Origin of the sequence: Pseudomonas danubii, from assembly GCF_042980055.1 — a bacterium.
GTDB classification, from domain to species: domain Bacteria; phylum Pseudomonadota; class Gammaproteobacteria; order Pseudomonadales; family Pseudomonadaceae; genus Aquipseudomonas; species Aquipseudomonas danubii.
On sequence record NZ_CP116502.1, the window covers coordinates 840,869 to 865,371 of the forward strand.

Below are 24,503 nucleotides of genomic sequence, written 5' to 3' on the forward strand. Positions count from 1 at the left end.
TAATAGCACGCAGTGTTCAGATCGGCGAACCATAGACCTAGGAATTATCCGGAACGAATGTGAAAAAACAGTAAAAGGCCATGATCTTTCTACGAGGTGTGCCGGATTCCCGGGTCCTCGTAGAAAGTTCCCGATCAACGGACGCTGCTGGTGAAGCGACTGACGCCCGGCAGCTCCAATACCAGTTCATCACCGACATTCAGCGGCCCGACGCCAACCGGGGTGCCGGTGAGAATCACATCGCCGGCCTGCAGGGAAAAGCAGCCGGCCATGTACTGGATCATCGGCACTATGGGATTGAGCATGTCACTGCTGTTGCCGTCCTGGCGTACCTCACCGTTGATGGTCAGGCGAATGCCGATATCCGTCAGGTCGGCAAAACTGCTGCCCACCACGAATGGCGCGATAACCGCCGCGCCATCGAACGACTTGGCGATTTCCCAAGGCAGGCCCTTGGCCTTGAGCTCGGCCTGCTTGTCGCGCAGGGTCAAGTCCAGGGCCGGGGCGAAACCGGAGATGGCGTCCAGCACTTCTTCGCGGCTGGGCTTGGTGGACAATGGCTTGCCGATCAGCACGGCGATTTCCGCCTCGTAGTGCACCGAGCCGCGCTCGGTGGGAATGGCAAAACCACCTTCCAGCGGCACCACGCAACTGCCGGGCTTGATAAACAGCAGGGGCTCGGTGGGAACCGGGTTGTCCAGCTCCTTGGCGTGCTCGGCGTAGTTACGACCGATGCAAACCACCTTGCCCAGAGGGAAATGAATCCGGGTACCGTCGACATACTGGTGCTGATAGCTCATTACCGACTCCTGCTCGTGTGCTTCATCAGGGCGCTGCTTGCACTCAAACAGCGAAGATCTTGCCCGGGTTCATGATGCCGTTCGGATCGAACACTGCCTTGACTGCCTTCATGTACTCGATCTCAACCGGCGAGCGGCTGTAGGTCAGGTAATCACGCTTGGTCATGCCCACGCCATGTTCGGCGGAAATCGAACCGTTGTACTTCTCGACGGTTTCGAATACCCACTTGTTGACCGTGGCGCACTTGGCGAAGAACTCGTCCTTGCTCAGGTTGTCCGGCTTGAGGATGTTCAGGTGCAGGTTGCCGTCGCCAATGTGACCGAACCAGACGATTTCGAAGTCCGGATAGTGTTTGCCGACGATGGCGTCGATTTCCTTGAGGAAAGCTGGCACTTTCGAAACAGTGACCGAAATATCGTTCTTGTAAGGGGTCCAGTGGGAAATGGTCTCGGAGATGTATTCCCGCAACTTCCACAGGTTCTGCAACTGGGTTTCACTCTGGCTCATCACCCCGTCCAACACCCAACCCTGTTCGACACAATGCTCGAAGGTTTCCAGGGCGTGGTTGGCCACTTCTTCAGTGGTCGCTTCAAACTCCAGCAAGGCGTAGAACGGGCAGTCGGACTCGAAGGGAGCCGGCACGTCACCACGGGCCAGGACCTTGGCCAGGGCCTTGTCGGAGAAGAATTCGAAGGCGGTCAGGTCGAGCTTGCTCTGGAAAGCGTGCAGCACCGGCATGATCGAGTCGAAATCGGCGGTGCCGAGCACCATGGCGGTGAGGTTCTTTGGCGCCCGATCCAGACGCATGGTGGCCTCGACCACAAAGCCCAGGGTGCCTTCGGCGCCGATGAACAACTGGCGCAGGTCATAGCCGGTGGCGTTCTTGATCAGGTCCTTGTTCAACTCCAGCACGTCGCCCTTGCCGGTGACCACTTTCATGCCGGCCACCCAGTTGCGGGTCATGCCGTAGCGAATCACCTTGATACCACCGGCATTGGTGCCGATATTGCCGCCAATCTGACTGGAGCCGGCAGAAGCGAAGTCCACCGGGTAGTAGAGGCCGTTTTCTTCCGCCAGGTTCTGCAGTTGTTCGGTGACCACCCCCGGCTGGCACACCGCGGTGCGGTCAGTCAGGTTCAGGTCGAGTATCTGGTTCATATAGTCGAAGGACACCACCACTTCGCCGTTGGCTGCCACGGCAGCGGCCGAGAGCCCGGTCCGCCCGCCGGAAGGCACCAGCGCGACCTTGTGCTGATTGGCCCAGCGCACGATGGCCTGAACCTGCTCGATGGTCTTGGGGAACACGATGGCCGTGGGGGCCGGGGCGAAGTGCTTGGTCCAATCCTTGCCGTAAGCATTCAGGGAGTCAGCGTCGGTCAGCACCTTGCCAGGCTCAACCAGGGTCTTCAGCTCATCAATCAGGGCAGGATTGGTCATCGACAGAACTCTCGAACAATTCATGGTCATCCTGAGAACGCTTCACGTCGCAGGAATGAGTGTTTAGCGGGGCGCGTATGCTAGCATACCGCCCCCGCTAGAGAGTGCCCAAGGGCCTTTCTGCGGTGGCGGTTGCATGCCGTCCAGGTCAGCTCAAGCTGTCCATTTCCCTGCCATTTTTCTCCGGGACACAGGTTTACGCAGATGAGCAAGACTTCTCTCGATAAGAGCAAGATCAAGTTCCTTCTCCTCGAAGGCGTCCACCAATCCGCTGTCGACGTCCTCAAGGCCGCCGGCTACACCAGCATCGAGTACCTCACCGGTTCTCTGCCGGAAGCCCAGCTCAAGGAAAAGATCGCCGATGCACACTTCATCGGTATTCGCTCCCGCACTCAACTGACTGAAGAGATCTTCGACCACGCGAAGAAACTGGTCGCAGTGGGTTGCTTCTGCATCGGCACCAACCAGGTTGACCTGTCCGCCGCTCGCGAGCGCGGCATCGCGGTGTTCAACGCGCCTTACTCCAACACCCGTTCGGTCGCCGAACTGGTACTGGCCGAGGCCATCCTGCTGCTGCGCGGCATCCCTGAGAAAAACGCTTCCTGCCACCGTGGCGGCTGGATCAAGAGCGCGGCCAACTCCTTCGAAATCCGCGGCAAGAAGCTGGGTATCGTCGGTTATGGCTCCATTGGTACTCAGCTGTCGGTCCTGGCCGAAGGCTTAGGGATGCAGGTGTTCTTCTATGACACCGTGACCAAGCTGCCACTGGGCAACGCCACCCAGGTGGGCAACCTGCACGAGCTGCTGGGCATGTCCGACATCGTCACCCTGCACGTGCCGGAAACCGCGGCCACTCAGTGGATGATCGGCGAAAAGGAAATCCGTGCCATCAAGAAAGGCGGCATCCTGATCAACGCCGCTCGCGGCACCGTGGTTGAGCTGGACGCCCTGGCAGACGCGATCAAGGACAAGCACCTGATCGGCGCGGCCATCGACGTGTTCCCGGTTGAACCGCGCTCCAACGACGAAGAGTTCGAAAGCCCGCTGCGCGGCCTGGACAACGTGATCCTGACTCCGCACATCGGCGGTTCCACCGCTGAAGCCCAAGCCAACATCGGCCTGGAAGTGGCAGAGAAGCTGGTCAAGTACAGCGACAACGGTACTTCGGTCTCTTCGGTCAACTTCCCGGAAGTGGCGCTGCCGGCCCACCCAGGCAAGCACCGCCTGCTGCACATCCACGAGAACATCCCGGGTGTGATGAGCGAGATCAACAAGGTCTTCGCCGAAAACGGCATCAACATCTCCGGTCAGTTCCTGCAGACCAACGAAAAGGTCGGCTACGTGGTAATCGACGTCGACGCCGAGTACTCGGACCTGGCGCAAGAGAAGCTGCAGCACATCAACGGCACCATCCGTTGCCGTGTGCTGTTCTAAGAGCAGCGGCAAGTTTCAAGCTGCAAGCCATAACTGGCTTGCAGCTTGTAGCTGAAACCTTGCAGCTAGCTGCGCAAAAAAGGGAGCCCATCAAGGCTCCCTTTTTTTGCGCAGCGTTTACGATTATTTCACTATTACTGTGATTTTCTTGGAGACGATGACCGGGCTGAACGGCACGTGGTTCTTGTCGCCCAGCTCCAGCTGCAGGGTGTGCTTGCCCGGGGTCAAGGTCACTTCGGTTTCGGTCTGGGCCTTGCCGAAATGCAGGTGGTTGGCGTCCATCGGGATCGGCAGGTTCTCGGCCGGCAGTTGATCGACATCGATCAGCAGGTGATGGTGGCCGGTATTGGCGGTCTGATCGCCCGCCGGTGCCAGGGCAATGCCTTCAACGCCGAACTTGACCTTGAAGGTCTTGTCCACGGTGGCTCCATCAGCAGGTGAAACGATGAACACCTTGGCGCCCGCTGGTGCCTGAGTACGAGGAATATCCGCCGCGCCCGCCAGCATCGAGGCTCCAAGCAACAGACTGGCCAAGGCCGCACGGGACATAAAATTTTTCATTATCTTCTCCAGTTTTTCCGCAAATCTTTTACGGTTATGACAACTTCGTGGCGATTCGTTGTCGAAGGCACTCAACACCTTAGCAAAGCGAGCCTGAACGGCGCATCGCTCATATAAATTCAAGGAGTGACCATGCGTTTCCTGCCTGGCCTGATACTTTTGCTACCCCTTGTGAGCACTGGCGCTCAAGCCGAACTGATGGACGACATCAATGACCGCGGGGAACTGCGCATCGCCCTGGAAGCCAATACGCCACCCTTCAACTTCAAGGACGACGGCAAACTCACCGGCTTCGAGGTGGAGTTGGGGCAGTTGCTGGCCAGTGAGCTGGACGTGCGCGCGGACTTCGTGGTGACCGCGGCGGCCGAGTTGCTGCCAGGTGTGGAGAGCGGCAAGTTCGACGTGGCCATCAACCACATAGCAGTGACCCCGGAACTCAAGGATCGTTTCGATTTCAGCGAGCCCTATAGCTATTCCAGCGCCCAGTTGATCGTGCGCAAGGAAGAACAACGCCCGCTGCTTTCTCTCCAGGCCCTGCGTGGCCAGGCGCTGGGCGTGGCTCAGGGCAGCCAGTTCGTTGATCAGGCACGGACCGTGGAAGGCATCAACCTGCGCAGCTATACCGATGCCCAGCAACCGATCAAGGATGTGGCGGACAAACAGATCGACGCGGCCATCAGCGACCGCCTGCTGATTCCCTACGCCATTCGCGACAGTCGCCTGCCCGTAAAGGAAGGCGCCAAGGTGGGCCCGACCCTGAGCCTGGCGATTCCCTTCCAGAAAGGAAACCCGGCGTTCCAGGCGAGCCTGGACAGCGCCCTGCAGCGGATCAAGGCCGATGGGCGACTGATGGCCCTGTCGGAGAAATGGTTCGGCATGGATGCGAGCAAACCGCCCAAGGCTGAAGCCGGGCAGTAATCCTTGCCCGATAGCCGCCGCACGCTGCGGCTACAGGGCGGCCAGGGCAGCAGCGGCCTCGGGCAGCTGCAACTCACTGAAGACTTGCACGCCATGGCGCTGCAATAGCGCCGCAGTCACGCCCTCGCCCTGAACCTTGATGCCGCTGAAGGTGCCGTCATAGGTGAGCACATTGCCGCAGGACGGACTGTTGGCCTTGAGTACGGCGATACGGATTCCGTGCTTGCGCACCAGTTCCAGGGCTTGCCGGGCGCCGGAGAGAAACTCGGCGCTGACATCCTCCCCCTCAGAGGTCAGCACTGAAGCCTTGCCATCCAGCACCTCGACGCCTTGCCCGCCCGGAATCTCCGCGGCCGCCCGTGGCGTCGGCAAGCCGCCGGCCACCTCCGGGCACAAGGCAACCACCCGGCCCTCTTGCAACCAGCTGGACAATTGATCGAAGGGGCCGCTGGCACCGCCGTCGTAGCGTACTCGGTGGCCCAACAGACAGCGACTGACCAGAATCTTGTGCATCATCAGAACGGCTCGTTACCACGACGCCGGAACCAGCCAGTCAAGGACAGGCGTTCCCGGGTCGCTGGGAGGACTTCATGGGGCACCTCGCCAGAGAGAAACACCACTAGCCGGCCCCCGACGGGGGCTACATCGTATGGTTCCTGATCGTTCAGGTACATGCGCAGTTGCCCGCCGTGTTCGGGCAACCATTGCGAGTTGAGGTAGATCACGGCCGACACCATGCGCCGGTCGTCATCGCGAAAGCGATCCACGTGACGCTTGTAGAAGGCGCCCGGCGGGTACATCGCGAAGTGACACTCGAAATCCTCAAGCCCGAGAAACAGGCCTCGATTGAGGGCCTCGCGCAGGCTGTCCATCAACCCCAGATAGGTATCGACGGCCTCGGCCTGGCCGGGCTCGAGCCACTGGATATGGTCGCCGCGAATACCCTCGCGTATCTCCTGAGCCGGGCCTCGCCCTACCGCCGCAGGCGCCAGTTCACCTTCTATTGCACGTTTACGGCACTCAGCCGCCAGTTCGAGGGTCAGACCCTCGGGCAGGAAAATATTCTGCTGCGACCAGCCACAGGCGGCCAGGTCGTCGACGATACGCAACAACAGCGGATGATCAGAGGGTATTTGCATGGCGCGCATAGTATCCAGCATCAGATAAATCTGACAGAGCCACAGAGCGGAGGATCACGCATTTTTTTCCAATCCACTTTCCACTCATTACTTTAGCGGGCGATCCTGATACGAATTCTCGACAACCATCGCCTTGCCCCGGAGAATAGTAGCCTGCTGACAGGAGTCCTTATGCGCCGTTTGCTTTTCTCACTGTTGATGTTCTGCGCCTTGCCTACCTGGGCAGACAGCCACGACCAGTTGTACAAGGTCGCCGGTTGGCCGGAACAGCGCGCGCATTTCAACGATGCCCTCAGCGCCGCCCAACAGCGCTACCAGAACAGCTTGCCGCCGGCGGTCTACCAGGCCCTGGTGGACAACAGTAACCAGCGCTTTGCGCCCCAGGCCGTGGACCGTCGCGCCGAAGAGCAACTGCGCCGGCATCTCGCCAATCCCGCCCCCGCCCTGGCTTTCTTCCAGTCGCCCCTGGGCCGCAAGATCGTCGCCGCCGAACTGCTGGCCACCCGTCGCGACCAGTTGGCCAAGAATGCTCAGGGCCTGCCGAAGATGCAGGTCAGCGATAACCGCCAATTGATCATCGGCCACCTGGCCCAGGCACTACCGGCCAAGGAGGCCGGCGCGGAAGTCAGCCTGGCGATCGCCGGAGTCGCCGCAGACAGCCTGAGCCAGATGATTCCCGGCCTGCTGGGAGGGGGGCAGGCCCAGGGCATGCTCAACGGTCAGCGCCAGCGATTGATGCAGCAGATCGGCAACGACCTGAACAACACCCTGCTGTACGTTTACCGGGACCTGTCCGACACCGAGCTGGAAGAGTTCGCAACCTTCGCCGAATCCACTGAGGGCAAGGCCTATTACCAGGCAGCCCTGGCAGCGATTCGCGCCGGCCTGGCGGTCGGCCAGAGTACCTCCAGCCTCGCCCCCTGATCCAGCAAACTCACCTGTAGCCGCTGCCGAGCCCGCGAGGCTGCGCAAAGCTGCGCAGGACCTTGCCTGGCAATCTAGCGCCGAACCTCCAGCGACTCTTCGGGCCGTTCGCAGCCTACGGCTGCGGCTACACCCATCTCCTGCGGCTCAAACGTGCTGGGTCAGAAAGGCGAAGTACTGATCGCGGTACAAGGGAATTTCATTGGCCAGGTGATGCCGCGCCTCCGGCAGCATCAAGACCTCGGGGGCCGTGAACTTACCGCGAATCACTTGCAGGTTGTGCTCCCAGTCCACCGTCATGTCCGCCTGCCCCTGCACGATCAGCGGCTGCCTTGAACTGCGCGGGGCGGCTTCCAGCCGCTTGATCCAACGCGCCAACGCGCCGACCCAGGCAGTGGGCAAACGTTGTGGCTGCAACGGATCGGCCTGAAGGAAGGCAAGAAAATCCGGATCGTTGGAGTTCTCGCTGAAGCGCCGGGCAATGCCGCTGACAAATGGCCGCAACAGGTAATAGCTGAGCATCGACCAGCCCCAGGCCCGCGGCCGTACCAAGGGCGAGAGCAGCACCACTTGCCCCTGGGCCGGGCTCTCGGCGCCCTGGTTGAGCAAGTGATCCATGATGATCGCGCCACCGGTGCTTTGCCCGAACAAGTGCCAGGGCTGGGGCAACTCCAGAGACCGCGCCTCGGCGAACAGGCCTTGCAGTACCTGTTGATACACCGCGAAATCATCGATGCTGGCGCGCTCGCCACTGGACAGGCCATGCCCCGGCAGGTCACAGGAAATCACCACGAAGCGGCGCTGCAGAGCCCACTCGATCACATGCCGGTACAAGCCCATGTGATCGTAGAAACCGTGGAACAGAAACAGCGTTGCCTGTGGCTGCTCCGGCCACCACACCTGCGTGACCACCTCGTAGCCTTCCACTTGAAAGCGCCCCAGGCGACTGCGTGGCACGAGCGCCCGTCCGGCGAAGTCCAGCCCATAGAAGCGCTGATAGGCCTGGGCCTCCACCGACAAGGGCTGCCCAGCCACCAGAGGTTGCAGACTGGCACGCAGGTGGTCGGGGTCGAAGGTCACGGACATGGGATTTTCCAAAGCGGGGGGCACCGGGGATAAAACAGGCTTTCTAGGCCTGCGATATTCATCTGTCGTGGCAAGCATGGCAAGCTACGCGACCTTCGAGGAACGATCTTAATGCGCCAGCCTTACCGCACCTCCCTGCTTGCCAGCCTGCTCGTCCTGATCTGCGCCGTGGTGCTCTGGTGCGCCTACGACTGGTTCCAGGGACGCTATCTGCGGGCCTTCAGTGAACACACCGCGGTGTTCTCCGGCGACCCGCTGCAACTGCCCGCCGAGCTGGCCGGCCCCGGCGCCGTCCGCCTGGTGCACTTCTGGGACCCGGCCTGCCCCTGCAACGTCGGCAACCAGCAGCACCTGGCTGAACTGATCGAAACCTATGGTCCGCGGGGCGTGGAGTTCTATTCCGTGCAGAAGCCCGGCAGTCACGGCCAACTGCCCGCCACCCTGGGCCTCCTGAAGCCCCTCGACAGCCTGCCCGGCGCCGAACAGATTCCCGCCAGTCCGGCGGTGGCGATCTGGGACCGCAACGGCAAGCTGGCCTACTTCGGGCCCTACAGCGAAGGCCTGACCTGCAACTCCAGCAACAGCTTCATCGAGCCTATCCTCCAGGCGCTGGAGAACCATCGCCAGATCAATGCCACCCACACCCTGGCGGTAGGCTGCTACTGTCCCTGGCCAGTCACTGCCAATTAAAGGCATTCGCGACTATTCAAGGACTGCCTCCTGCGCGAGGCCCATGACTTGTGCTAAATCTCTGCTGCTCTTCCAGGGCGGCACTGAAAACAACAGCAAGGAGCCCGCATGAAACGCAGCCTGACCGTCGTCGCTGTCCTGATCCTCGCCGTGCTGGCGGGTGTCGTCGGTTATCTCTACAGCAAGCAGCCGACGCGTCAGGGCCAGGTGGAAGTCCGTGGCCTGCAAGGCTCGGTCACTGTGCGTTACGACGAGCGTGGCGTGCCCCATATCCGCGCGGAGAACGAAACCGACCTGTATCGCGCCCTGGGTTACGTCCACGCCCAGGACCGACTGTTCCAGATGGAAGTCTTGCGGCGCCTGTCCCGGGGCGAACTGGCAGAGGTCCTGGGGCCCAAGCTACTGGATACCGACAAACTGTTCCGCAGCCTGCGTATCCGCGAGCGCGCTGACCGCTATGTGGCCGGGCTCGACCGTCAGTCTCCCGCCTGGAAGGCCCTGGAAGCCTATCTGGATGGCATCAACCAGTATCAGGACAGCCACGCCAGCCCCATGGAGTTCGATGTCCTGGGCATCCACAAGCGGCCATTCACCGCAGAAGACACCGTCAGCGTCGCCGGCTTCATGGCCTACAGCTTCGCCATGGCCTTTCGCACCGAACCGCTCTTGACCTACATCCGCGACCAGTTGGGTAACGATTACCTGAAGGTCTTCGACCTCGACTGGCAGCCCAAGGGCGTGCTGGCCAAAGGCAAGCCGCAACCGTCCTTGCCCCTGGCCGCTGTCGACTGGCAGGACCTGGGGCAGATCGCCCTCCTGAGCCAGCAAGCCCTGAGCGAGGCCGGACTGCCGCAATTCGAAGGCAGCAACGCCTGGGCCGTGGCCGGCGCTCGGACCAAGAGCGGACGCCCGCTGCTGGCCGGCGATCCGCACATCCGCTACTCCCTGCCGTCGGTGTGGTACGAGGCGCAGCTTTCGGCGCCGGGCTTCGAACTCTACGGCCATCATCAAGCCCTGGTGCCCTTCGCCTTCCTGGGCCACAACCTGGACTTCGGCTGGAGCCTGACCATGTTCCAGAACGACGATCTCGACCTGATCGTCGAGAAGGTCAACCCGGAAAACCCCAATCAGGTCTGGTTCCATGACAAATGGGTCGATCTGATCAGCAGCGAGCAGCAGATTGCAGTCAAGGGCCAGGCGCCGGTGACCCTGACCCTGCGCCAGTCGCCCCACGGCCCGATCATCAACGACATGCTCGGCACCACCGTGGGCAAGGCCCCGGTGGCCATGTGGTGGGGCTTTTTGGAAACCCCCAACCCGATCCTCGATGGTTTCTACCAGCTCAACCGCGCCGATACCCTCGCCAAGGTCCGAGCGGCCTCCGCCAAGGTCCACGCCCCCGGCCTGAACATTGTCTGGGCCAACGCCAAGGGCGATATCGGCTGGTGGGCAGCGGCGCTGCTGCCCAAGCGCCCGACCGGGGCGAAACCGGCGTTCCTGCTCGACGGCAGCACCGCCATGGCTGACAAGGAGGGCTTCTACCCTTTTAGCGCCAACCCCCAGGAAGAGAACCCGGCCCGGGGCTATATCGTCTCCGCCAACTTCCAGCCCGTCTCCCCGACCGGCATGGAGATCCCCGGCTACTACAACCTCGCCGACCGGGGCCAGCAACTGGACCGTCAGCTCAGTGACAAAAGCGTGAAATGGGACCTGGAAAACACCCAGAAGCTGCAGCTGGGCACGACAACCGCCTACGGGCCGCGCCTGCTGGCACCGCTGTTGCCCGTGCTGCGGGAAGTGGTCGGCGCGCCCGAGGAACTGAAGCTGGTGGAGCAACTGGCCAAGTGGCAGGGCGACTACCCGCTGGACTCCACCAGCGCCACCCTGTTCAACCAATTCCTGTTCGAGCTGGCCAACGCCACCTTCCATGAAAAACTCGGTGACGCCTACTTCGATGCCCTGATCCAGGCCCGAGTGGTGGATGCTGCCCTGCCCCGGCTGGCGGCCGATCCCGATTCCCCCTGGTGGGACAACCGCACCACGCCCCAGCGTGAAAGCCGCGCCGACACGGTCAAGGTGGCCTGGCGCGCCAGTATCGACCACCTCAAGCGCACCCTGGGCGCCAACCCCGCACAATGGCGCTGGGGCAACGCCCATACCCTGACCCACGGCCACCCGCTGGGGATGCAGAAGCCTCTGGACCGGGTATTCAACGTCGGCCCCCTGGACGCCCCAGGCAGCCATGAAGTGCCGAACAACCTCACCGCCAAAATCGGCCCTGCGCCCTGGTCCGTGGTGTATGGCCCCTCGACCCGGCGCATCATCGACTTCGCCGACCCGGCCCACAGCCTGACCATCAACCCCGTGGGTCAGAGCGGCGTGCTGTTCGACAAGCACTACGACGACCAGGCCGAGGCCTACATCGAAGGGGTCTACCAACAGGCGCACTTCAGCGAAGAGGAAGTCACCGCCAACACCCGCAGCACCCTGAAGCTGCTGCCGGCGCGCCGCCCCTGAGCGCTCCTACGGCGAAACAGGCAGCATGGGGCAATAAAAAACCTCGCTCCCGGTTACGGGGCGAGGTTTTTTATTGCGAACCTGAGGTATTGCGAACCTGAGGTCAGACCGCTTCCGGCGCCTGGGCCCGACGTACGTCCGGCTGCTTCCAGGAGTCGGCAGCACTCTCTTCGATGGCTTGCTGGATCGCGCGCTTGCGAGCTTCTTCGGCGCGGCGGCTGAAGAACCAGACCAGGAAGGTCACCAGGGACACCGCCAGCAGGATCAGGCTGGCCACGGCGTTGATCTCCGGTTTGACCCCCAGGCGCACCGCCGAGAACACTTCCATCGGCAAGGTGGTGGAGCCAGGGCCAGAGACGAAGCTGGCCAGGACCAGGTCATCCAGGGACAGGGCGAAGGACATCATGCCCCCCGCTGCCAGGGACGGCGCGATCATCGGGATAGTGATCAGGAAGAACACCTTCCACGGCCGCGCGCCCAGGTCCATGGCCGCCTCTTCGATGGACAGGTCAAGCTCGCGCAGGCGAGCCGACACCACCACCGCCACATAGGCCGCGCAGAACGTGGTGTGGGCAATCCAGATGGTGACGATGCCACGCTCCTGAGGCCAGCCGACCGCCTGGGCCATGGCCACGAACAGCAGCAACAGCGACAGACCGGTGATCACTTCAGGCATCACCAGCGGCGCCGTCACCAGGCCACCGAACAGGGTGCGGCCCTTGAAGTGAGTAATCCGGGTCAGGACGAACGCCGCCAGGGTGCCCAGGGCCACCGCGGCAACGGCGGTGTAGCAGGCGATTTCCAGGGAGCGCAGGACCGAGCCCATGAGCTGAGTGTTATCCAGCAGGCCGATGTACCAGTTGATCGACCAGCCGCCCCACACCGTCACCAGTTTCGAGGCGTTGAACGAGTAGATCACCAGGATCAGCATCGGCAGGTAGATGAACAACAGGCCCAGCACCAGCATCATGCTTGAGAAACTGAAGCGCTTCATTCCTTGCCCTCCATTTCTTTGGCCTGACTGCGGTTGAACAGGATGATCGGCACAATCAGGATCGCCAGCATCACCACCGCCAGGGCGGATGCCACCGGCCAGTCACGGTTGTTGAAGAACTCTTGCCAGAGCACCTTACCAATCATCAGGGTTTCCGGGCCGCCCAAGAGTTCCGGAATCACGAACTCGCCCACCACCGGGATGAACACCAGCATGCAACCGGCGATGATGCCGTTCTTGGACAGCGGTACGGTGATCTTCCAGAAGCTGTTGAAGGTGCTCGAACCCAGGTCGGCCGCGGCCTCCAGCAGGCTGGTGTCGTGCTTCACCAAGTTGGCGTACAGCGGCAGGATCATGAACGGCAGGTAGGAATAGACCACGCCGATGTACACCGCGATATTGGTGTTGAGGATCTGCAGCGGCTCGTTGATCCAGCCCATGGACATCAAGAAGCCGTTGAGCAGGCCGTTGTTGCTGAGGATGCCCATCCAGGCATAGACGCGGATCAGGATCGCGGTCCAGGTCGGCATCATGATCAGCAGCACCAGTACGGTCTGCAGCTCTTTACGGGCACTGGCGATGGCATAGGCCATCGGGTAGCCGATCAGCAGGCAGAGGATGGTGCTGAAGAACGCCATCTTCAGCGAGCCGAGGTAAGCCGCGATGTACAGCTCGTCGTCGCCGAGCATCGCGTAGTTGCCCAGGTTGAGCAGCACCTGCAGCTTCTGGTCGACGTAGCTGTAGATCTCGGTATACGGCGGAATGGCCACGTCCGCTTCGGCGAAGCTGATCTTCAGCACGATGAAGAACGGCAGCATGAAGAACAGGAACAGCCAGATGAACGGAACCCCGATGACCAGCTGACGGCCACCGGGAATTATTCGATTGAGTCGGCGCTTGAGCTTTCGCATGTTCATGAGCGCAGTACCACGCCGCTGTCGTCTTCCCACCAGACGTAAACCTGGTCACCCCAGGTCGGCCGCGCGCCGCGACGCTCGGCGTTGGCCACGAAGGACTGCACCAGCTTGCCGCTCGGCAGCTCGACGTAGAACACCGAGTGGCCGCCCAGGTAGGCAATGTCGTGCACCTTGCCGCTGGACCAGTTGTACTCGCAGGTCGGCATCTCGGCGGTCACCAGGAGCTTTTCCGGGCGGATCGCGTAGGTCACCGACTTGTCCTGCACCGAAGTACTGATGCCGTGGCCGACATAGATGCTGCGGTCCAGGTCCTTGCAGGTGATCAGGGCGTGACCTTCGGCATCGTCCACCACTTCACCTTCGAAGATATTGACGTTGCCGATGAATTCGCAGACCAGGCGGCTGACCGGAGTCTCGTAGATATCGATCGGGCTGCCGATCTGGGCGATCCAGCCCAGGTGCATGATGGCGATGCGTTCGGCCATGGTCATGGCCTCTTCCTGGTCGTGGGTCACCATCACGCAGGTCACGCCTACGCGCTCGATGATCTCAACCAGTTCCAGCTGCATCTGCGAGCGCAGCTTCTTGTCCAGGGCGCCCATGGGTTCGTCCAGCAGCAACAGCTTGGGACGCTTGGCCAGGGAGCGAGCCAGGGCCACGCGCTGGCGCTGGCCACCGGACAGCTGGTGCGGCTTGCGCTTGGCATACTGGCTCATCTGTACCAGCTTGAGCATCTCCGCCACCCGGGCGTCGATTTCGGCCGCTGGGATCTTGTCCTGCTTGAGGCCGAAGGCGATGTTCTGGGCCACGGTCATGTGCGGGAACAGCGCATAGGACTGGAACATCATGTTGATCGGCCGCTCATAGGGCGGCATGTCGGTGATGTCCACACCATCGAGGAAGATTCGCCCCTCCGTTGGCCGTTCGAAACCGGCCAGCATCCGCAACAAGGTGGACTTGCCCGAACCCGAGCCGCCGAGCAGGGCGAAGATCTCGCCCTTCTTGATTTCCAGGGACACATCGTCCACGGCAACCGTCTCGTCGAACTTCTTCGTGACCCGGTCGATCTTGACCAGCACCTGCTTAGGTGTCTGGTCGCCCTCGAGGGCTTTCTTATAGGCGCCGGAGGCAACTGCCATTTGCGAAACTCCCAACAAAATTTGCAGCCCGCCCCACGTGGGCGGACCTTGGATAGTTTGAGCCTGTGGAACTACTTACCCGTCTTGACCTTGGTCCAGCTACGGGTCATCAAGCGTTGGATATTGGGTGGCAACTCGATGGACACGTAGGTCTTGTCGAGTACAGCTTGCGGTGGATAAACCGCTTCGTCGGTGCGAATGGACTGCTCCATCAGCTTGTCCGACCCGGGATTGGGGTTGGCGTAACCGACGTAGTCACTGACCTGGGCAATCACCTCAGGTTGCAGCAAATAGTTGATGAAGGCGTGAGCCTCCTTGACGTTGGTCGAGTCCTTGGGGATCGCCAGCATGTCGAACCACAGGGCACCGCCTTCCTTCGGAATCGCGTAGGCGATGTTCACGCCCTTGCCAGCGTCGGCGGCCCGGGCCTTGGCCTGGAACACGTCGCCGGAAAAGCCGATGGCCACGCAGATATTGCCGTTGGCCAGGTCCGAGATGTACTTGGACGAGTGGAAGTAGGTCACGTAGGGACGCACCGCCAGCAACTTGGCTTCGGCCTTCTTGTAGTCCTGGGGGTTGGTGCTGTTGGCATCCAGGCCCAGGTAATTGAGGACCGTGGGCATCATTTCATCGGCAGAATCGAGGAAGGCCACGCCGCAGCTGTTGAGCTTCTTGATGTTCTCCGGCTCGAACAGCACGCCCCAGGAGTCGATCTTGTCCACGCCCAGTACGGCCTTGACCTTGTCGACGTTGTAGCCAATGCCATTGGTGCCCCACAGGTACGGCACCGCGTACTGGTTGCCCGGGTCGTTCATCTCCAGACGCTTGAGCAGCGCCGTATCGAGATTGGAGTAGTTAGGCAGCAGGCTCTTGTCGAGTTTCTGGAAAGCCCCGGCCTTGATCTGTTTGCCCAGGAAGTGGTTGGACGGCACCACCACGTCATAACCGGTGCGACCGGCCAGCAACTTGCCTTCCAGGGTTTCGTTGGAATCGAAAACGTCATACACCGGCTTGATGCCCGTGGCTTTTTCAAATTCGGCCAGGGTGTTCTGACCGATGTAGTCGGACCAGTTATAAATATGCACGGTCGGTGCAGCCTGCGCGCCAGCCACCAGCGTCAGGCTGGCGGCAACCAGCATGGCTTTGCGAAATAAAGAAATAGGCAAGTGGAGGTCCTCTTAAATAGTTGGGCCCAAGTTGCCCCGCGCTACCTGACAGCCTCCGAGCTGCCCAGCAACAAAACCGGCGCGCAACTTACCCTCGATAAACCAATCCAGCAAAACTTTCTGTCATTTAATTGTTACCTGTTGCCGCCCTCGCCACGATGACGGCAACAGGTGGTGCTGCAAATTGGCTTATTTGCCGGATTTGATCTTGGTCCAGCTGCGGGTCAGGATGCGCTGGGTCGCGGCCGGCAGGTCGGCAATCGCGTACAGCTTGGCCTGTACGTCAGCTGGCGGGTAAACGCCCGGGTCGCTGGTGATGTCTTTATCGACCAACGGGGTTGCAGCCGCGTTACCGTTGGGGAAACGCACGGCGTTGGTGATTTCGGCCATGACTTCAGGCTTTTGCAGGAAGGTCATGAACTTGTAGGCGCCGTCGACGTTTTCCGCGTCTTTAGGGATGGCGACCATGTCGTAGAAGCTGCCAGCACCCTCTTTCGGAATGTTGTAGCTGACCTTGACCTTGTCACCGGCTTCGGCGGCACGAGCCTTGGCCTGATAGATATCGCCCGAGTAACCCACGGCGACGCAGATATTGCCGTTAGCCAGGTCGGAGATGTACTTGGACGAGTGGAAATAGGCGATCGAAGGACGGATCTTGAGGAACAGGGCTTCGGCTTCTGCCAGTTGCTTCTTGTCCTGACTGTCGGTCGGGTAGCCCAGGTAGTGCAGCGCCACCGGAATCATCTCGGTTGGCGAATCGAGGAAACTGACGCCACAAGCCTTCAACTTCTCGGCGTTTTCCGGCTTGAACAGCAGGTCCCAGGAGTTGGTCGGTGCGTCGGCACCCAATACCGCCTTGACCTTCTCGGCGTTGAAACCGATGCCGATCGAGCCCCACATGTAAGGGAAGGCGTGCTTGTTGCCCGGGTCGCTCACCGATACCGCCTTGAGCAGCGATTCGTTGAGGTTCTTCCAGTTCGGCAACTTGGACTGGTCCAGTTCCTGATAGACACCGGCCTTGATCTGCTTGGCCAGGAAGTTGTTGGAAGGCACGACCACGTCGTAACCGGATTTGCCGGCGAGCAACTTGGCTTCCAGGGTTTCGTTGCTGTCGAACACGTCATAGACCACTTTGATGCCCGACTCGGTTTCAAATTTCTTGATGGTGTCCGGGGCGATGTAATCGGACCAGTTGTAAACGTGCAGTACTTTATCGTCCGCCTGCGCTGCCGCCGCCATCACGCCCATCAGGGACATGGCGAGGAGGGTCTTGCCAGCTAACTTCATACCTAATGCCTTCATGCGTAATGCTCCAATTATTCTTTTTTAACCACTCGCTCAGCGGCCAATCTCGGGGCAACCAAAACGGCGGGTAGTCTGGCAAGATCCAAGGCCGGCTTTCAAGGAAAGACCCATCCTTTATATCTGCTTCGAGCGCCGTGCCCGCAAGCACCACGCTCAAAGCCTAGCACTCAGTTCTGCAGCACACTCAAGGTCAGATCCAGGCACTTGCGCGCCTTGGCCACCAGTTCGTCGATCTCCGCCTCGCTGATCACCAGCGGTGGCGCAATGATCATGGTGTCGCCCACGGCACGCATGATCAGACCGTTATCGAAGCAGAACTGTCGGCAGATCATGCCCACGCCGCGGCCTTCATAGCGCGCACGGGTGGCCTTGTCCTTGACCAGCTCGATCGCCCCCAGCAGGCCTACCCCGCGAACCTCACCCACCAACGGGTGATCACTCAGCTCACGCAGACGTTTCTGCAAATAGGGTGCCGCTTTTTCATGGGCGCGCTGGATAATTTTTTCATCGCGCATGATGCGGATGTTTTCCAGGGCCACGGCTGCGGCCACCGGATGGCCGGAGTAGGTGAAACCGTGGTTGAAATCGCCGCCCTCGTTGAGCACCGCCACCACTTCGTCACGGACAATCAGGCCGCCCATGGGGATGTAGCCGGAGGTCAGGCCCTTGGCGATGGTCATCATGTCGGGCTTGAGGTCGTAGAAATCGCTACCGAACCACTCACCGGTGCGGCCGAAGCCACAGATCACTTCGTCGGCGACGAAGAGGATGTCGTACTTGGCGAGGATTTCCTTGATCCGCGGCCAGTAGCTGTCCGGCGGCACGATCACGCCGCCAGCGCCCTGGATCGGCTCGGCAATAAAGGCCCCGACGTTATCCACACCCAGTTCCAGGATCTTCTCCTCCAACTGGTTGGCCGCCCAGATACCGAACTCTTCGGGGCTCATGTCGCCACCTTCACCGAACCAGTACGGTTGCGGGATATGAACGATACCCGGAATCGGCAGGTCGCCCTGTTCATGCATGTACTTCATGCCGCCGAGGCTGGCGCCGGCCACGGTGGAGCCGTGGTAGCCGTTGACCCGACTGATGATGGTCTTCTTGTTCGGCTGGCCCTTGATTGCCCAGTAATGGCGGACCATGCGCAGCATGGTGTCGTTGCCTTCGGAGCCAGAACCGGTGAAGAACACATGGTTCATGCCTTCTGGCGCGATATCAGCGATCGCCTTGGACAGCTCCAGCACCGGCGGGTGGGCGGTCTGGAAGAACAGGTTGTAATAGGGCAGTTCGCGCATTTGCTTGCTGGCGGCTTCCGCCAGTTCGTCACGGCCATAGCCGATGGCTACGCACCACAGGCCGGCCATGCCGTCGAGAATCTGATTGCCTTCACTGTCCCAGAGGTAAACACCCTTGGCATGGGTGATGATCCGCGGCCCCTTCTCCTTCAATTGCTTGAAGTCACTGAAAGGCGCCAGGTGGTGATCACTGCTGAGGGTTTGCCACTCGCGGGTTTGCGGGTTTTTATGAGTCATCAATCTCTCCTAAGTGTCAGTGAAGGCGCCGCTGGGGGGCAGCGGCGCCCGGCGAATCAGACGGCGAACAGCAGGAATTCCCGCTCCCACGAACTGATCACGCGCTTGAAGTTTTCATGCTCGGCCCGCTTCACCGCGACATAGCCGGTGATGAACTTCTGGCCCAGGTACTTCTCGATGGTCTTGCTGTTTTCCATACGCTCCAGGGCGTCCTCGATGGTCAACGGCAGGCGCAGGTTGCGTCGTTCATAACCACGACCGACCACTGGCGCGCTCGGGTTGTGGCCTTCGACCATGCCGATGAAGCCGCACAGCAGGCTGGCAGCAATGGCCAGGTAAGGGTTGGCGTCGGCGCCCGGCAGGCGGTTTTCCACCCGACGGTTCTGCGGTCCGGCATCCGGCACCCGCAGGCCCACGGTGCGGTTCTCTTCGCCCCACTCGACGTTTACCGGCGCCGAGGTATCGGGCAGGAAGCGGCGGAACGAGTTGACGTTGGGAGCGAACAGCGGCAGCAACTCGGGGATGAACTTCTGCAGCCCGCCAATGTGGTTGAGGAACAGCTGGCTCATGGTTCCGTCTTCGTTGGAGAAGACGTTCTTGCCGGTGTTGATGTCGATGATGCTCTGGTGCAAATGCATGGCGCTACCAGGCTCGCCGGTCATGGGCTTGGCCATGAAGGTGGCCGCCACATCGTGCTTGAGGGCCGCCTCGCGCATGGTGCGCTTGAACACCAGGATCTGGTCGGCCAGGGACAGGGCGTCGCCGTGACGGAAGTTGATCTCCATCTGCGCCGTGCCGTCCTCATGGATCAGGGTGTCCAGATCCAGCTCCTGCAGTTCGCACCAGTCGTAGACATCTTCGAACAGCGGATCGAATTCGTTGGCCGCTTCGATGGAGAACGACTGACGACCGGTTTCAGGGCGGCCGGAACGGCCGATCGGCGGCTGCAGCGGGTAGTCCGGGTCGTCGCTGCGCTTGGTCAGGTAGAACTCCATCTCCGGCGCCACGATGGGCTGCCAGCCGTGGTCGGCGTAGAGTTTGAGCACCTTCTTCAAGACGTTGCGGGGCGACAGCTCGATGGGGTTGCCCTGCTTGTCGTAGGTGTCGTGGATCACCTGGGCAGTAGGTTCGATGGCCCAGGGCACGAGGTACACCGCGTTCTGGTCGGGGCGGCAAATCATGTCGATGTCCGCCGGGTCCAGCAACTCGTAATAGATGTCGTCTTCGACATAGTCGCCGGTCACGGTCTGCAACAGCACGCTCTCGGGCAGGCGCATGCCTTTTTCGGCAATGAACTTGTTGGTCGGCGAGATCTTGCCCCGGGTGATACCGGTCAAGTCGCCGATCATGCATTCGACTTCTGTGATCTTATGGTCTTTCAACCAATCGGTGAGCTGGTCGAGGTTGTTACTCATAAATGCCTCTAGGCTGAGTTTCCTGACTCTCTATTAAGTCAGGCGTTGTGTGACGCTTCGGCGTCGCGTTGTTTTGCCCGTTTGCGGCAGGCATCACCAAAAGCCTGGAAGATGGCCAGATAGTGAGGATTGCAGCTTACCTGCCATTCGGGGTGCCATTGCACCCCCAAAGCAAATGCCTTGCCTCCCTCGACCGAGATGGCCTCCACCAGACCGTCAGGCGCCAGCGCCTCGACCCGCAGGCCCGGCGCCAGACGTTCAACGCCTTGAGCATGAATCGAGTTGACTTGAATCTTCTGCGGCAGGCCCAGATTTGCCAGGACCCCACCCGCCTGGACGTGCAGATCATGGGCAGGCGCGTACCAGGCATCCAGGGGCTGACCAGGCTCGTCATCATGGCGGTGGTCCATGAACGGCTGCACGTCATGCACGTTCTGATGAAGGCTGCCGCCCAGGGCTACATTCATTTCCTGGAATCCGCGACAGATGCCCAGCACCGGAACACCGGCTTCGACGGCGGCATTCAACAGCGGCAGAGTAGCCGCGTCCCGTGCAGAATCATGAGCAGTGTCCGGTGCGCTGGCAGGCCCCTGGTAATGGAAAGGTTCGATATTGGAGGGAGAACCGGTAAAGAGGATGCCGTCCAGACCGTCCAGAATATCGGACGGGGAAAGCAACTGCGCCATGGACGGAAGAATCACCGGCACGCCCTGGGCTGCGCTGGCTACTGCCTGTACATACTCGTCGCCACTGATGTGATAGGCATGCAGACCGATCTGCCTGGAGCAGGCGGTGATGCCGATTAACGGCAGGCGAGACATGAAACACCCCGGTATTATTGCTGTTATGGGTTTGATTCGAGCTTAGCCTTGTTCATTTTTTTACACAACACCCCCGTAAAAAATACAACACGGCCCGCTCAAGTCTGCGCTACCCGAGGCAGTCGAGTCCCAAAAAACGCCCTGTTTTGCCCCAAAAGAGCCTCGCCAGCCCTTTATTAGGGCGTAAAGAGCCTTACTTGACTTCGGCATGCCGTTCGGGTTGACTGAAACCAGAAAAGATCAATGATTGATATTTTTAACAACAAAGGTGTTGCATCATGTCGGTACCCCCGCGTGCCGTTCAGCTCAACGAAGCGAACGCGTTCCTTAAGGAACATCCTGAGGTTCTGTACGTTGACCTTCTGATTGCGGATATGAATGGTGTGGTGCGCGGCAAGCGCATCGAACGCACCAGCCTCCACAAGGTTTACGAGAAAGGCATCAACCTGCCGGCCTCCCTGTTTGCCCTGGATATCAATGGCTCTACGGTGGAAAGCACCGGCCTGGGCCTGGACATCGGCGATGCTGACCGAATCTGCTATCCAATCCCCGATACCCTGTGCAACGAGCCCTGGCAGAAGCGTCCTACCGCGCAACTGCTGATGACCATGCACGAGCTTGAAGGCGATCCGTTCTTCGCCGATCCACGAGAAGTACTGCGCCAGGTCGTGGCCAAGTTCGACGAACTGGGACTGACCATCTGCGCCGCCTTCGAACTGGAGTTCTACCTGATCGACCAGGAGAACGTGAACGGCCGTCCACAACCGCCACGTTCGCCGATCTCCGGCAAACGCCCGCATTCCACCCAGGTCTACCTGATCGACGATCTCGACGAATACGTCGACTGCCTCCAGGACATTCTGGAAGGTGCCAAGGAACAAGGCATCCCGGCCGACGCCATCGTCAAGGAAAGTGCCCCGGCACAATTCGAAGTCAACCTGCACCACGTGGCCGACCCGATCAAGGCATGCGACTACGCGGTACTGCTCAAGCGCCTGATCAAGAACATCGCCTACGACCATGAGATGGATACCACCTTCATGGCCAAGCCTTACCCAGGCCAGGCGGGCAACGGTCTGCACGTCCACATTTCGGTTCTGGATAAAGATGGCAAGAACATCTTTGCCAGCGAGGATCCCGAGCAGAACGCCGCACTGCGTCACGCGATCGGCGGTGTGCTCGAGACCCTGCCGGCGCAGATGGCCTTCCTCTGCCCGAACGTCAACTCCTACCGTCGTTTCGGCGCACAGTTCTATGTGCCGAACTCGCCGAGCTGGGGCCTGGACAACCGTACCGTAGCCCTGCGGGTGCCGACCGGTTCGGCCGATGCCGTGCGCCTGGAACACCGGGTCGCTGGCGCCGACGCCAACCCGTACTTGTTGATGGCCTCGGTCCTGGCGGGCGTGCACCACGGCCTGACCAACAAGATCGAGCCACCGGCGCCGACCGAAGGCAACAGCTACGAGCAGAACGAGCAGAGCCTGCCGAACAACTTGCGCGATGCCCTGCGCGAGCTGGACGACAGTGAGGTAATGGCCAAGTACATCGATCCGAAGTACATCGATATCTTCGTGGCCTGCAAAGAGAGCGAGCTGGAAGAGTTCGAACACTCCATCTCCGACCTCGAGTACAACTGGTACCTGCACACCGTTTAAGCGGTTGTTGCAAAAAAACAACGCCGCGGAGCTGACAGCCCCGCGGCGTTTTTTTGTGCCACTGATCCATGGCCGGCGGATACAGGAATTCTGACGCTCTCGCGTACAATGCCCGCTGCCCAGTAGGAGACACCGATGACGCGCACCGCCCCTCTTCGCAAACCCCGTGCACGCAGCCAGGCCCGGATCGACTCGATACTCGACGCCGCCCGGACCCTGCTAGCCAGCGAGGGTGTGGCCAGCCTGTCGATCTACAGCGTGGCCGAACGGGCGCAGATTCCACCGTCATCGGTCTATCACTTCTTTGCCAGTGTGCCGGCCCTGCTGGAAGCCCTGACCGCCGATGTTCATGCGGCGTTTCGCGCCTGCCTGCAAGCGCCCATCGACCACGACCGGCTCGACAACTGGCGGGACCTGTCACGCCTGGTCGAACAACGCATGCTCGACATCTACGGCGAGGATGCGGCGGCCCGCCAGTTGATCCTTGCCCAGCACGGTTTGACGGAAGTCACCCAGGCCGATCGCCAGCACGACATTGAGCTGGGTGACCTGATGCACAAGCTCTTCAATCACCACTTCGAGCTGCCGACACTGCCCCAGGATGTGGATGTATTCGCCCTGGCCATGGAGCTGGGAGACCGGGTGTACGCGCGATCGGTGCAGCAGCACGGGCAGATCACCCCGCGCATGGCGGAGGAAGGCATGCGGGTCTTCGATGCCTACCTGAGCCTTTACTTGCCGCCCTACCTGCCCAAGCGCCCAACGCCGCTCTGAGCGCTCACACCTGCCGCAGCAGCAACCTGTCGATGCTGTGATCCGCTGATTTGTGAATGATCAGGTTCGCCCGTTCCCGGGTCGGCAGGATGTTTTCGACGAGATTCTTCAGATTGACCCGGTCCCAGGTATCGGACGCCACCGACAAGGCATCAAGGTCCGAAAGCCCCTTGTACTTGTTGAAATAGGAATCTGCCGCCTGGAAAGCGGTGTTCTTCAAGTAGACAAAGCGCTCCAGGTACCAGGCTTTGATCGCCTCCTCGGACGCATCGACGTAAATGGAGAAGTCGATGAAATCCAGGGAGCTCAGGCCTTGCCCCTGCTCCCCCTGCAACACATTGAGGCCTTCGAGGATGATGATGTCCGGAGCCTCCACCGACTGCGCCTCATCGGCCAGGATGTCGTAGCGGACGTGGGAGTAGATGGGGATCTTCACCGGCTCGCCCTTCCTGCACACCGACTGCAGAAAATCCACGAACAACGGCTCATCGTAGGACTCGGGAAATCCCTTGCGGTGCAGGATATTTTTTTCCTGAAGGGTCGCCAGGGGGAAAAGAAAGGAGTCCGTAGTCACCAGATGCACATTGGGCTTGTCCGGCCAATAGGCCAGAAGGGCCGCCAGGACCCTGGCAAAACTGCTTTTGCCCACCGCGACACTGCCGGAAACACCTATGACATAAGGCGCCTTGAAACCTGCCTGGGGGGCCTTGAGTGACTGTACCTGGGCCGCATGCAAATGCAGCAGGCGCGACAGCGGGAGCAGGATCTGCCTCACCTCCTCGGGCGCCATGGGCTGGGTCGGACTGGTCAGCGTCTCCATCTCGGACGGTGACAGACTCATGGGTTCTGCGGCCCGCAGAGCTGACCAGCGATCGCGATCAAACTCCAGATACCCTACGTTTGGACCCTGCTCTGTTGTCATGTTTGTACTGTTCAGGCCTTGCCGAAAGCAGGGAAAGTATCAAATCTGACCGTTATTTACAGCGTCCATGAAAAAAGCCCCGAAGGACTCGCACCCTTCGGGGCTGTTGCACTGCATCGCTCACAACTTGGCAATCGACACCTCGGTGGATTTCACGAAGGCAATCACCTCGCTGCCGATGGACAGTTCCAGCTCCTTGACCGAGCGGGTGGTGATCACCGAAGTGACAATCCCGGAAGCGGTCTGCACGTCGATTTCCGACAGCACATCACCTTCGACGATTTCCTTGATGGTGCCTTTGAACTGATTGCGTACGTTGATGGCTTTAATGGTCATGGTATTTCTCCTGGGGTCGA

At 60.6% G+C, this 24,503-nt stretch carries 23 protein-coding genes; 7 read left to right on the forward strand and 16 right to left on the reverse strand.

The features are described 5' to 3' along the window. Positions 1-134: 134 nt before the first annotated feature. Both PFZ56_RS03990 and PFZ56_RS03995 read right to left on the reverse strand, forming a co-directional pair. Positions 135-800 (reverse strand): fumarylacetoacetate hydrolase family protein, encoded by a 666-nt coding sequence (locus tag PFZ56_RS03990; protein WP_102862133.1) that lies wholly within the window; start codon positions 798-800, stop codon positions 135-137. Positions 801-843: 43 nt separating this feature from the next. Further along, on the reverse strand, positions 844-2,238 hold the full coding sequence (locus PFZ56_RS03995; protein ID WP_170001773.1) for an FAD-binding oxidoreductase: 1,395 nt from the start codon (positions 2,236-2,238) through the stop codon (positions 844-846). A gap of 204 nt (positions 2,239-2,442) precedes the next feature. On the opposite strand from PFZ56_RS03995, the gene serA reads away from it, so the two are divergent. Continuing rightward, a complete protein-coding gene (gene serA, locus PFZ56_RS04000) occupies positions 2,443-3,672 on the forward strand; it encodes a phosphoglycerate dehydrogenase (RefSeq protein WP_011064084.1) in 1,230 nt (409 codons plus the stop codon). A 123-nt stretch (positions 3,673-3,795) separates the two neighbouring features. Here serA and PFZ56_RS04005 read toward each other — a convergent pair whose 3' ends face one another. After that, the gene (locus PFZ56_RS04005) at positions 3,796-4,233 is read right to left on the reverse strand and encodes a DUF4399 domain-containing protein (protein ID WP_102862135.1); all 438 of its coding nucleotides are present in this window, start codon (positions 4,231-4,233) and stop codon (positions 3,796-3,798) included. Positions 4,234-4,365: 132 nt separating this feature from the next. Here PFZ56_RS04005 and PFZ56_RS04010 point away from each other — a divergent pair, with 132 nt between their 5' ends. Further along, a complete protein-coding gene (locus PFZ56_RS04010; protein ID WP_170001771.1) occupies positions 4,366-5,151 on the forward strand; it encodes a transporter substrate-binding domain-containing protein in 786 nt (261 codons plus the stop codon). A 30-nt stretch (positions 5,152-5,181) separates the two neighbouring features. On the opposite strand, the gene PFZ56_RS04015 is transcribed toward PFZ56_RS04010, so the two are convergent. Both PFZ56_RS04015 and PFZ56_RS04020 read right to left on the reverse strand, forming a co-directional pair. Continuing rightward, entirely contained in the window at positions 5,182-5,664 is a 483-nt protein-coding gene (locus PFZ56_RS04015; RefSeq protein WP_102881473.1) for a DUF523 domain-containing protein, read from the reverse strand. 2 nt (positions 5,665-5,666) lie between these two features. Then, positions 5,667-6,299, reverse strand: a complete 633-nt coding sequence (locus PFZ56_RS04020) for a 2OG-Fe(II) oxygenase (RefSeq protein WP_162884161.1) — start codon at positions 6,297-6,299, stop codon at positions 5,667-5,669. A 162-nt stretch (positions 6,300-6,461) separates the two neighbouring features. On the opposite strand from PFZ56_RS04020, the gene PFZ56_RS04025 reads away from it, so the two are divergent. Next, the gene (locus PFZ56_RS04025; protein WP_110652452.1) at positions 6,462-7,214 is read left to right on the forward strand and encodes a DUF2059 domain-containing protein; all 753 of its coding nucleotides are present in this window, start codon (positions 6,462-6,464) and stop codon (positions 7,212-7,214) included. A 147-nt stretch (positions 7,215-7,361) separates the two neighbouring features. Here PFZ56_RS04025 and PFZ56_RS04030 read toward each other — a convergent pair whose 3' ends face one another. Next, positions 7,362-8,300 carry an alpha/beta hydrolase gene (locus PFZ56_RS04030; protein WP_102862139.1) on the reverse strand — a complete coding sequence of 313 codons (939 nt, stop codon included), beginning with the start codon at positions 8,298-8,300 and terminating at the stop codon, positions 7,362-7,364. A 111-nt stretch (positions 8,301-8,411) separates the two neighbouring features. On the opposite strand from PFZ56_RS04030, the gene PFZ56_RS04035 reads away from it, so the two are divergent. Both PFZ56_RS04035 and PFZ56_RS04040 read left to right on the forward strand, forming a co-directional pair. After that, positions 8,412-8,990 carry a DUF6436 domain-containing protein gene (locus tag PFZ56_RS04035; protein WP_110594283.1) on the forward strand — a complete coding sequence of 193 codons (579 nt, stop codon included), beginning with the start codon at positions 8,412-8,414 and terminating at the stop codon, positions 8,988-8,990. A gap of 108 nt (positions 8,991-9,098) precedes the next feature. Next, on the forward strand, positions 9,099-11,507 hold the full coding sequence (locus tag PFZ56_RS04040; protein ID WP_170001769.1) for a penicillin acylase family protein: 2,409 nt from the start codon (positions 9,099-9,101) through the stop codon (positions 11,505-11,507). A 103-nt stretch (positions 11,508-11,610) separates the two neighbouring features. Here the strand turns inward: PFZ56_RS04040 and PFZ56_RS04045 are convergent, their stop codons facing one another. The 8 genes from PFZ56_RS04045 to PFZ56_RS04080 all read right to left on the reverse strand — a co-directional run bounded on the left by PFZ56_RS04045 (position 11,611) and on the right by PFZ56_RS04080 (position 20,796). After that, a complete protein-coding gene (locus PFZ56_RS04045; protein WP_102862142.1) occupies positions 11,611-12,501 on the reverse strand; it encodes an ABC transporter permease subunit in 891 nt (296 codons plus the stop codon). Then, the gene (locus PFZ56_RS04050; RefSeq protein ID WP_170001853.1) at positions 12,498-13,379 is read right to left on the reverse strand and encodes an ABC transporter permease subunit; all 882 of its coding nucleotides are present in this window, start codon (positions 13,377-13,379) and stop codon (positions 12,498-12,500) included. The genes PFZ56_RS04045 and PFZ56_RS04050 overlap by 4 nt, the downstream gene beginning before the upstream one ends. Before the next feature lie 35 nt (positions 13,380-13,414). Then, complete coding sequence (locus PFZ56_RS04055; protein WP_041120308.1) at positions 13,415-14,557, reverse strand: ABC transporter ATP-binding protein; 1,143 nt, start codon at positions 14,555-14,557, stop codon at positions 13,415-13,417. 71 nt (positions 14,558-14,628) lie between these two features. Continuing rightward, a complete protein-coding gene (locus tag PFZ56_RS04060) occupies positions 14,629-15,723 on the reverse strand; it encodes a polyamine ABC transporter substrate-binding protein (protein WP_102862144.1) in 1,095 nt (364 codons plus the stop codon). A 189-nt stretch (positions 15,724-15,912) separates the two neighbouring features. After that, complete coding sequence (locus tag PFZ56_RS04065; protein WP_170001851.1) at positions 15,913-17,010, reverse strand: polyamine ABC transporter substrate-binding protein; 1,098 nt, start codon at positions 17,008-17,010, stop codon at positions 15,913-15,915. Positions 17,011-17,195: 185 nt separating this feature from the next. Continuing rightward, complete coding sequence (locus tag PFZ56_RS04070) at positions 17,196-18,560, reverse strand: aspartate aminotransferase family protein (RefSeq protein ID WP_102881214.1); 1,365 nt, start codon at positions 18,558-18,560, stop codon at positions 17,196-17,198. Positions 18,561-18,616: 56 nt separating this feature from the next. Continuing rightward, a complete protein-coding gene (locus PFZ56_RS04075) occupies positions 18,617-19,975 on the reverse strand; it encodes a glutamine synthetase family protein (RefSeq protein ID WP_102862147.1) in 1,359 nt (452 codons plus the stop codon). A 38-nt stretch (positions 19,976-20,013) separates the two neighbouring features. Next, the gene (locus PFZ56_RS04080; RefSeq protein ID WP_102881215.1) at positions 20,014-20,796 is read right to left on the reverse strand and encodes a gamma-glutamyl-gamma-aminobutyrate hydrolase family protein; all 783 of its coding nucleotides are present in this window, start codon (positions 20,794-20,796) and stop codon (positions 20,014-20,016) included. A gap of 278 nt (positions 20,797-21,074) precedes the next feature. Here PFZ56_RS04080 and PFZ56_RS04085 point away from each other — a divergent pair, with 278 nt between their 5' ends. Continuing rightward, positions 21,075-22,451, forward strand: a complete 1,377-nt coding sequence (locus tag PFZ56_RS04085) for a glutamine synthetase family protein (RefSeq protein WP_085581012.1) — start codon at positions 21,075-21,077, stop codon at positions 22,449-22,451. Positions 22,452-22,586: 135 nt separating this feature from the next. Further along, positions 22,587-23,225, forward strand: coding sequence for a TetR/AcrR family transcriptional regulator (locus PFZ56_RS04090; protein WP_102881216.1), 639 nt, complete (start codon positions 22,587-22,589; stop codon positions 23,223-23,225). Positions 23,226-23,229: 4 nt separating this feature from the next. Here the strand turns inward: PFZ56_RS04090 and coaA are convergent, their stop codons facing one another. Together coaA and PFZ56_RS04100 are read right to left on the reverse strand one after the other, a co-directional pair. Beyond that, positions 23,230-24,066 carry a type I pantothenate kinase gene (gene coaA, locus PFZ56_RS04095; protein ID WP_242553890.1) on the reverse strand — a complete coding sequence of 279 codons (837 nt, stop codon included), beginning with the start codon at positions 24,064-24,066 and terminating at the stop codon, positions 23,230-23,232. Between the two features lie 201 nt (positions 24,067-24,267). After that, positions 24,268-24,483 carry a molybdopterin-binding protein gene (locus tag PFZ56_RS04100; protein ID WP_011064106.1) on the reverse strand — a complete coding sequence of 72 codons (216 nt, stop codon included), beginning with the start codon at positions 24,481-24,483 and terminating at the stop codon, positions 24,268-24,270. Positions 24,484-24,503: the final 20 nt, after the last annotated feature.

Bases quoted from the DNA above. Each gene is read 5' to 3' on its own strand.
- PFZ56_RS04005 (WP_102862135.1), bottom strand. From the start codon at position 4,233: ATGAAAAATTTTATGTCCCGTGCGGCCTTGGCCAGTCTGTTGCTTGGA.
- PFZ56_RS04030 (WP_102862139.1), bottom strand. From the start codon at position 8,300: ATGTCCGTGACCTTCGACCCCGACCACCTGCGTGCCAGTCTGCAACCT.
- PFZ56_RS04055 (WP_041120308.1), bottom strand. From the start codon at position 14,557: ATGGCAGTTGCCTCCGGCGCCTATAAGAAAGCCCTCGAGGGCGACCAG.
- PFZ56_RS04035 (WP_110594283.1), top strand. From the start codon at position 8,412: ATGCGCCAGCCTTACCGCACCTCCCTGCTTGCCAGCCTGCTCGTCCTG.
- PFZ56_RS04085 (WP_085581012.1), top strand. From the start codon at position 21,075: ATGTCGGTACCCCCGCGTGCCGTTCAGCTCAACGAAGCGAACGCGTTC.
- PFZ56_RS04040 (WP_170001769.1), top strand. From the start codon at position 9,099: ATGAAACGCAGCCTGACCGTCGTCGCTGTCCTGATCCTCGCCGTGCTG.
- PFZ56_RS04020 (WP_162884161.1), bottom strand. From the start codon at position 6,299: ATGCGCGCCATGCAAATACCCTCTGATCATCCGCTGTTGTTGCGTATC.
- PFZ56_RS04045 (WP_102862142.1), bottom strand. From the start codon at position 12,501: ATGAAGCGCTTCAGTTTCTCAAGCATGATGCTGGTGCTGGGCCTGTTG.
- PFZ56_RS04015 (WP_102881473.1), bottom strand. From the start codon at position 5,664: ATGCACAAGATTCTGGTCAGTCGCTGTCTGTTGGGCCACCGAGTACGC.
- PFZ56_RS04065 (WP_170001851.1), bottom strand. From the start codon at position 17,010: ATGAAGTTAGCTGGCAAGACCCTCCTCGCCATGTCCCTGATGGGCGTG.
- PFZ56_RS04070 (WP_102881214.1), bottom strand. From the start codon at position 18,560: ATGACTCATAAAAACCCGCAAACCCGCGAGTGGCAAACCCTCAGCAGT.
- coaA (WP_242553890.1), bottom strand. From the start codon at position 24,066: ATGAGTCTGTCACCGTCCGAGATGGAGACGCTGACCAGTCCGACCCAG.
- PFZ56_RS04090 (WP_102881216.1), top strand. From the start codon at position 22,587: ATGACGCGCACCGCCCCTCTTCGCAAACCCCGTGCACGCAGCCAGGCC.
- PFZ56_RS03990 (WP_102862133.1), bottom strand. From the start codon at position 800: ATGAGCTATCAGCACCAGTATGTCGACGGTACCCGGATTCATTTCCCT.
- serA (WP_011064084.1), top strand. From the start codon at position 2,443: ATGAGCAAGACTTCTCTCGATAAGAGCAAGATCAAGTTCCTTCTCCTC.
- PFZ56_RS04075 (WP_102862147.1), bottom strand. From the start codon at position 19,975: ATGAGTAACAACCTCGACCAGCTCACCGATTGGTTGAAAGACCATAAG.
- PFZ56_RS03995 (WP_170001773.1), bottom strand. From the start codon at position 2,238: ATGACCAATCCTGCCCTGATTGATGAGCTGAAGACCCTGGTTGAGCCT.
- PFZ56_RS04025 (WP_110652452.1), top strand. From the start codon at position 6,462: ATGCGCCGTTTGCTTTTCTCACTGTTGATGTTCTGCGCCTTGCCTACC.
- PFZ56_RS04080 (WP_102881215.1), bottom strand. From the start codon at position 20,796: ATGTCTCGCCTGCCGTTAATCGGCATCACCGCCTGCTCCAGGCAGATC.
- PFZ56_RS04100 (WP_011064106.1), bottom strand. From the start codon at position 24,483: ATGACCATTAAAGCCATCAACGTACGCAATCAGTTCAAAGGCACCATC.
- PFZ56_RS04010 (WP_170001771.1), top strand. From the start codon at position 4,366: ATGCGTTTCCTGCCTGGCCTGATACTTTTGCTACCCCTTGTGAGCACT.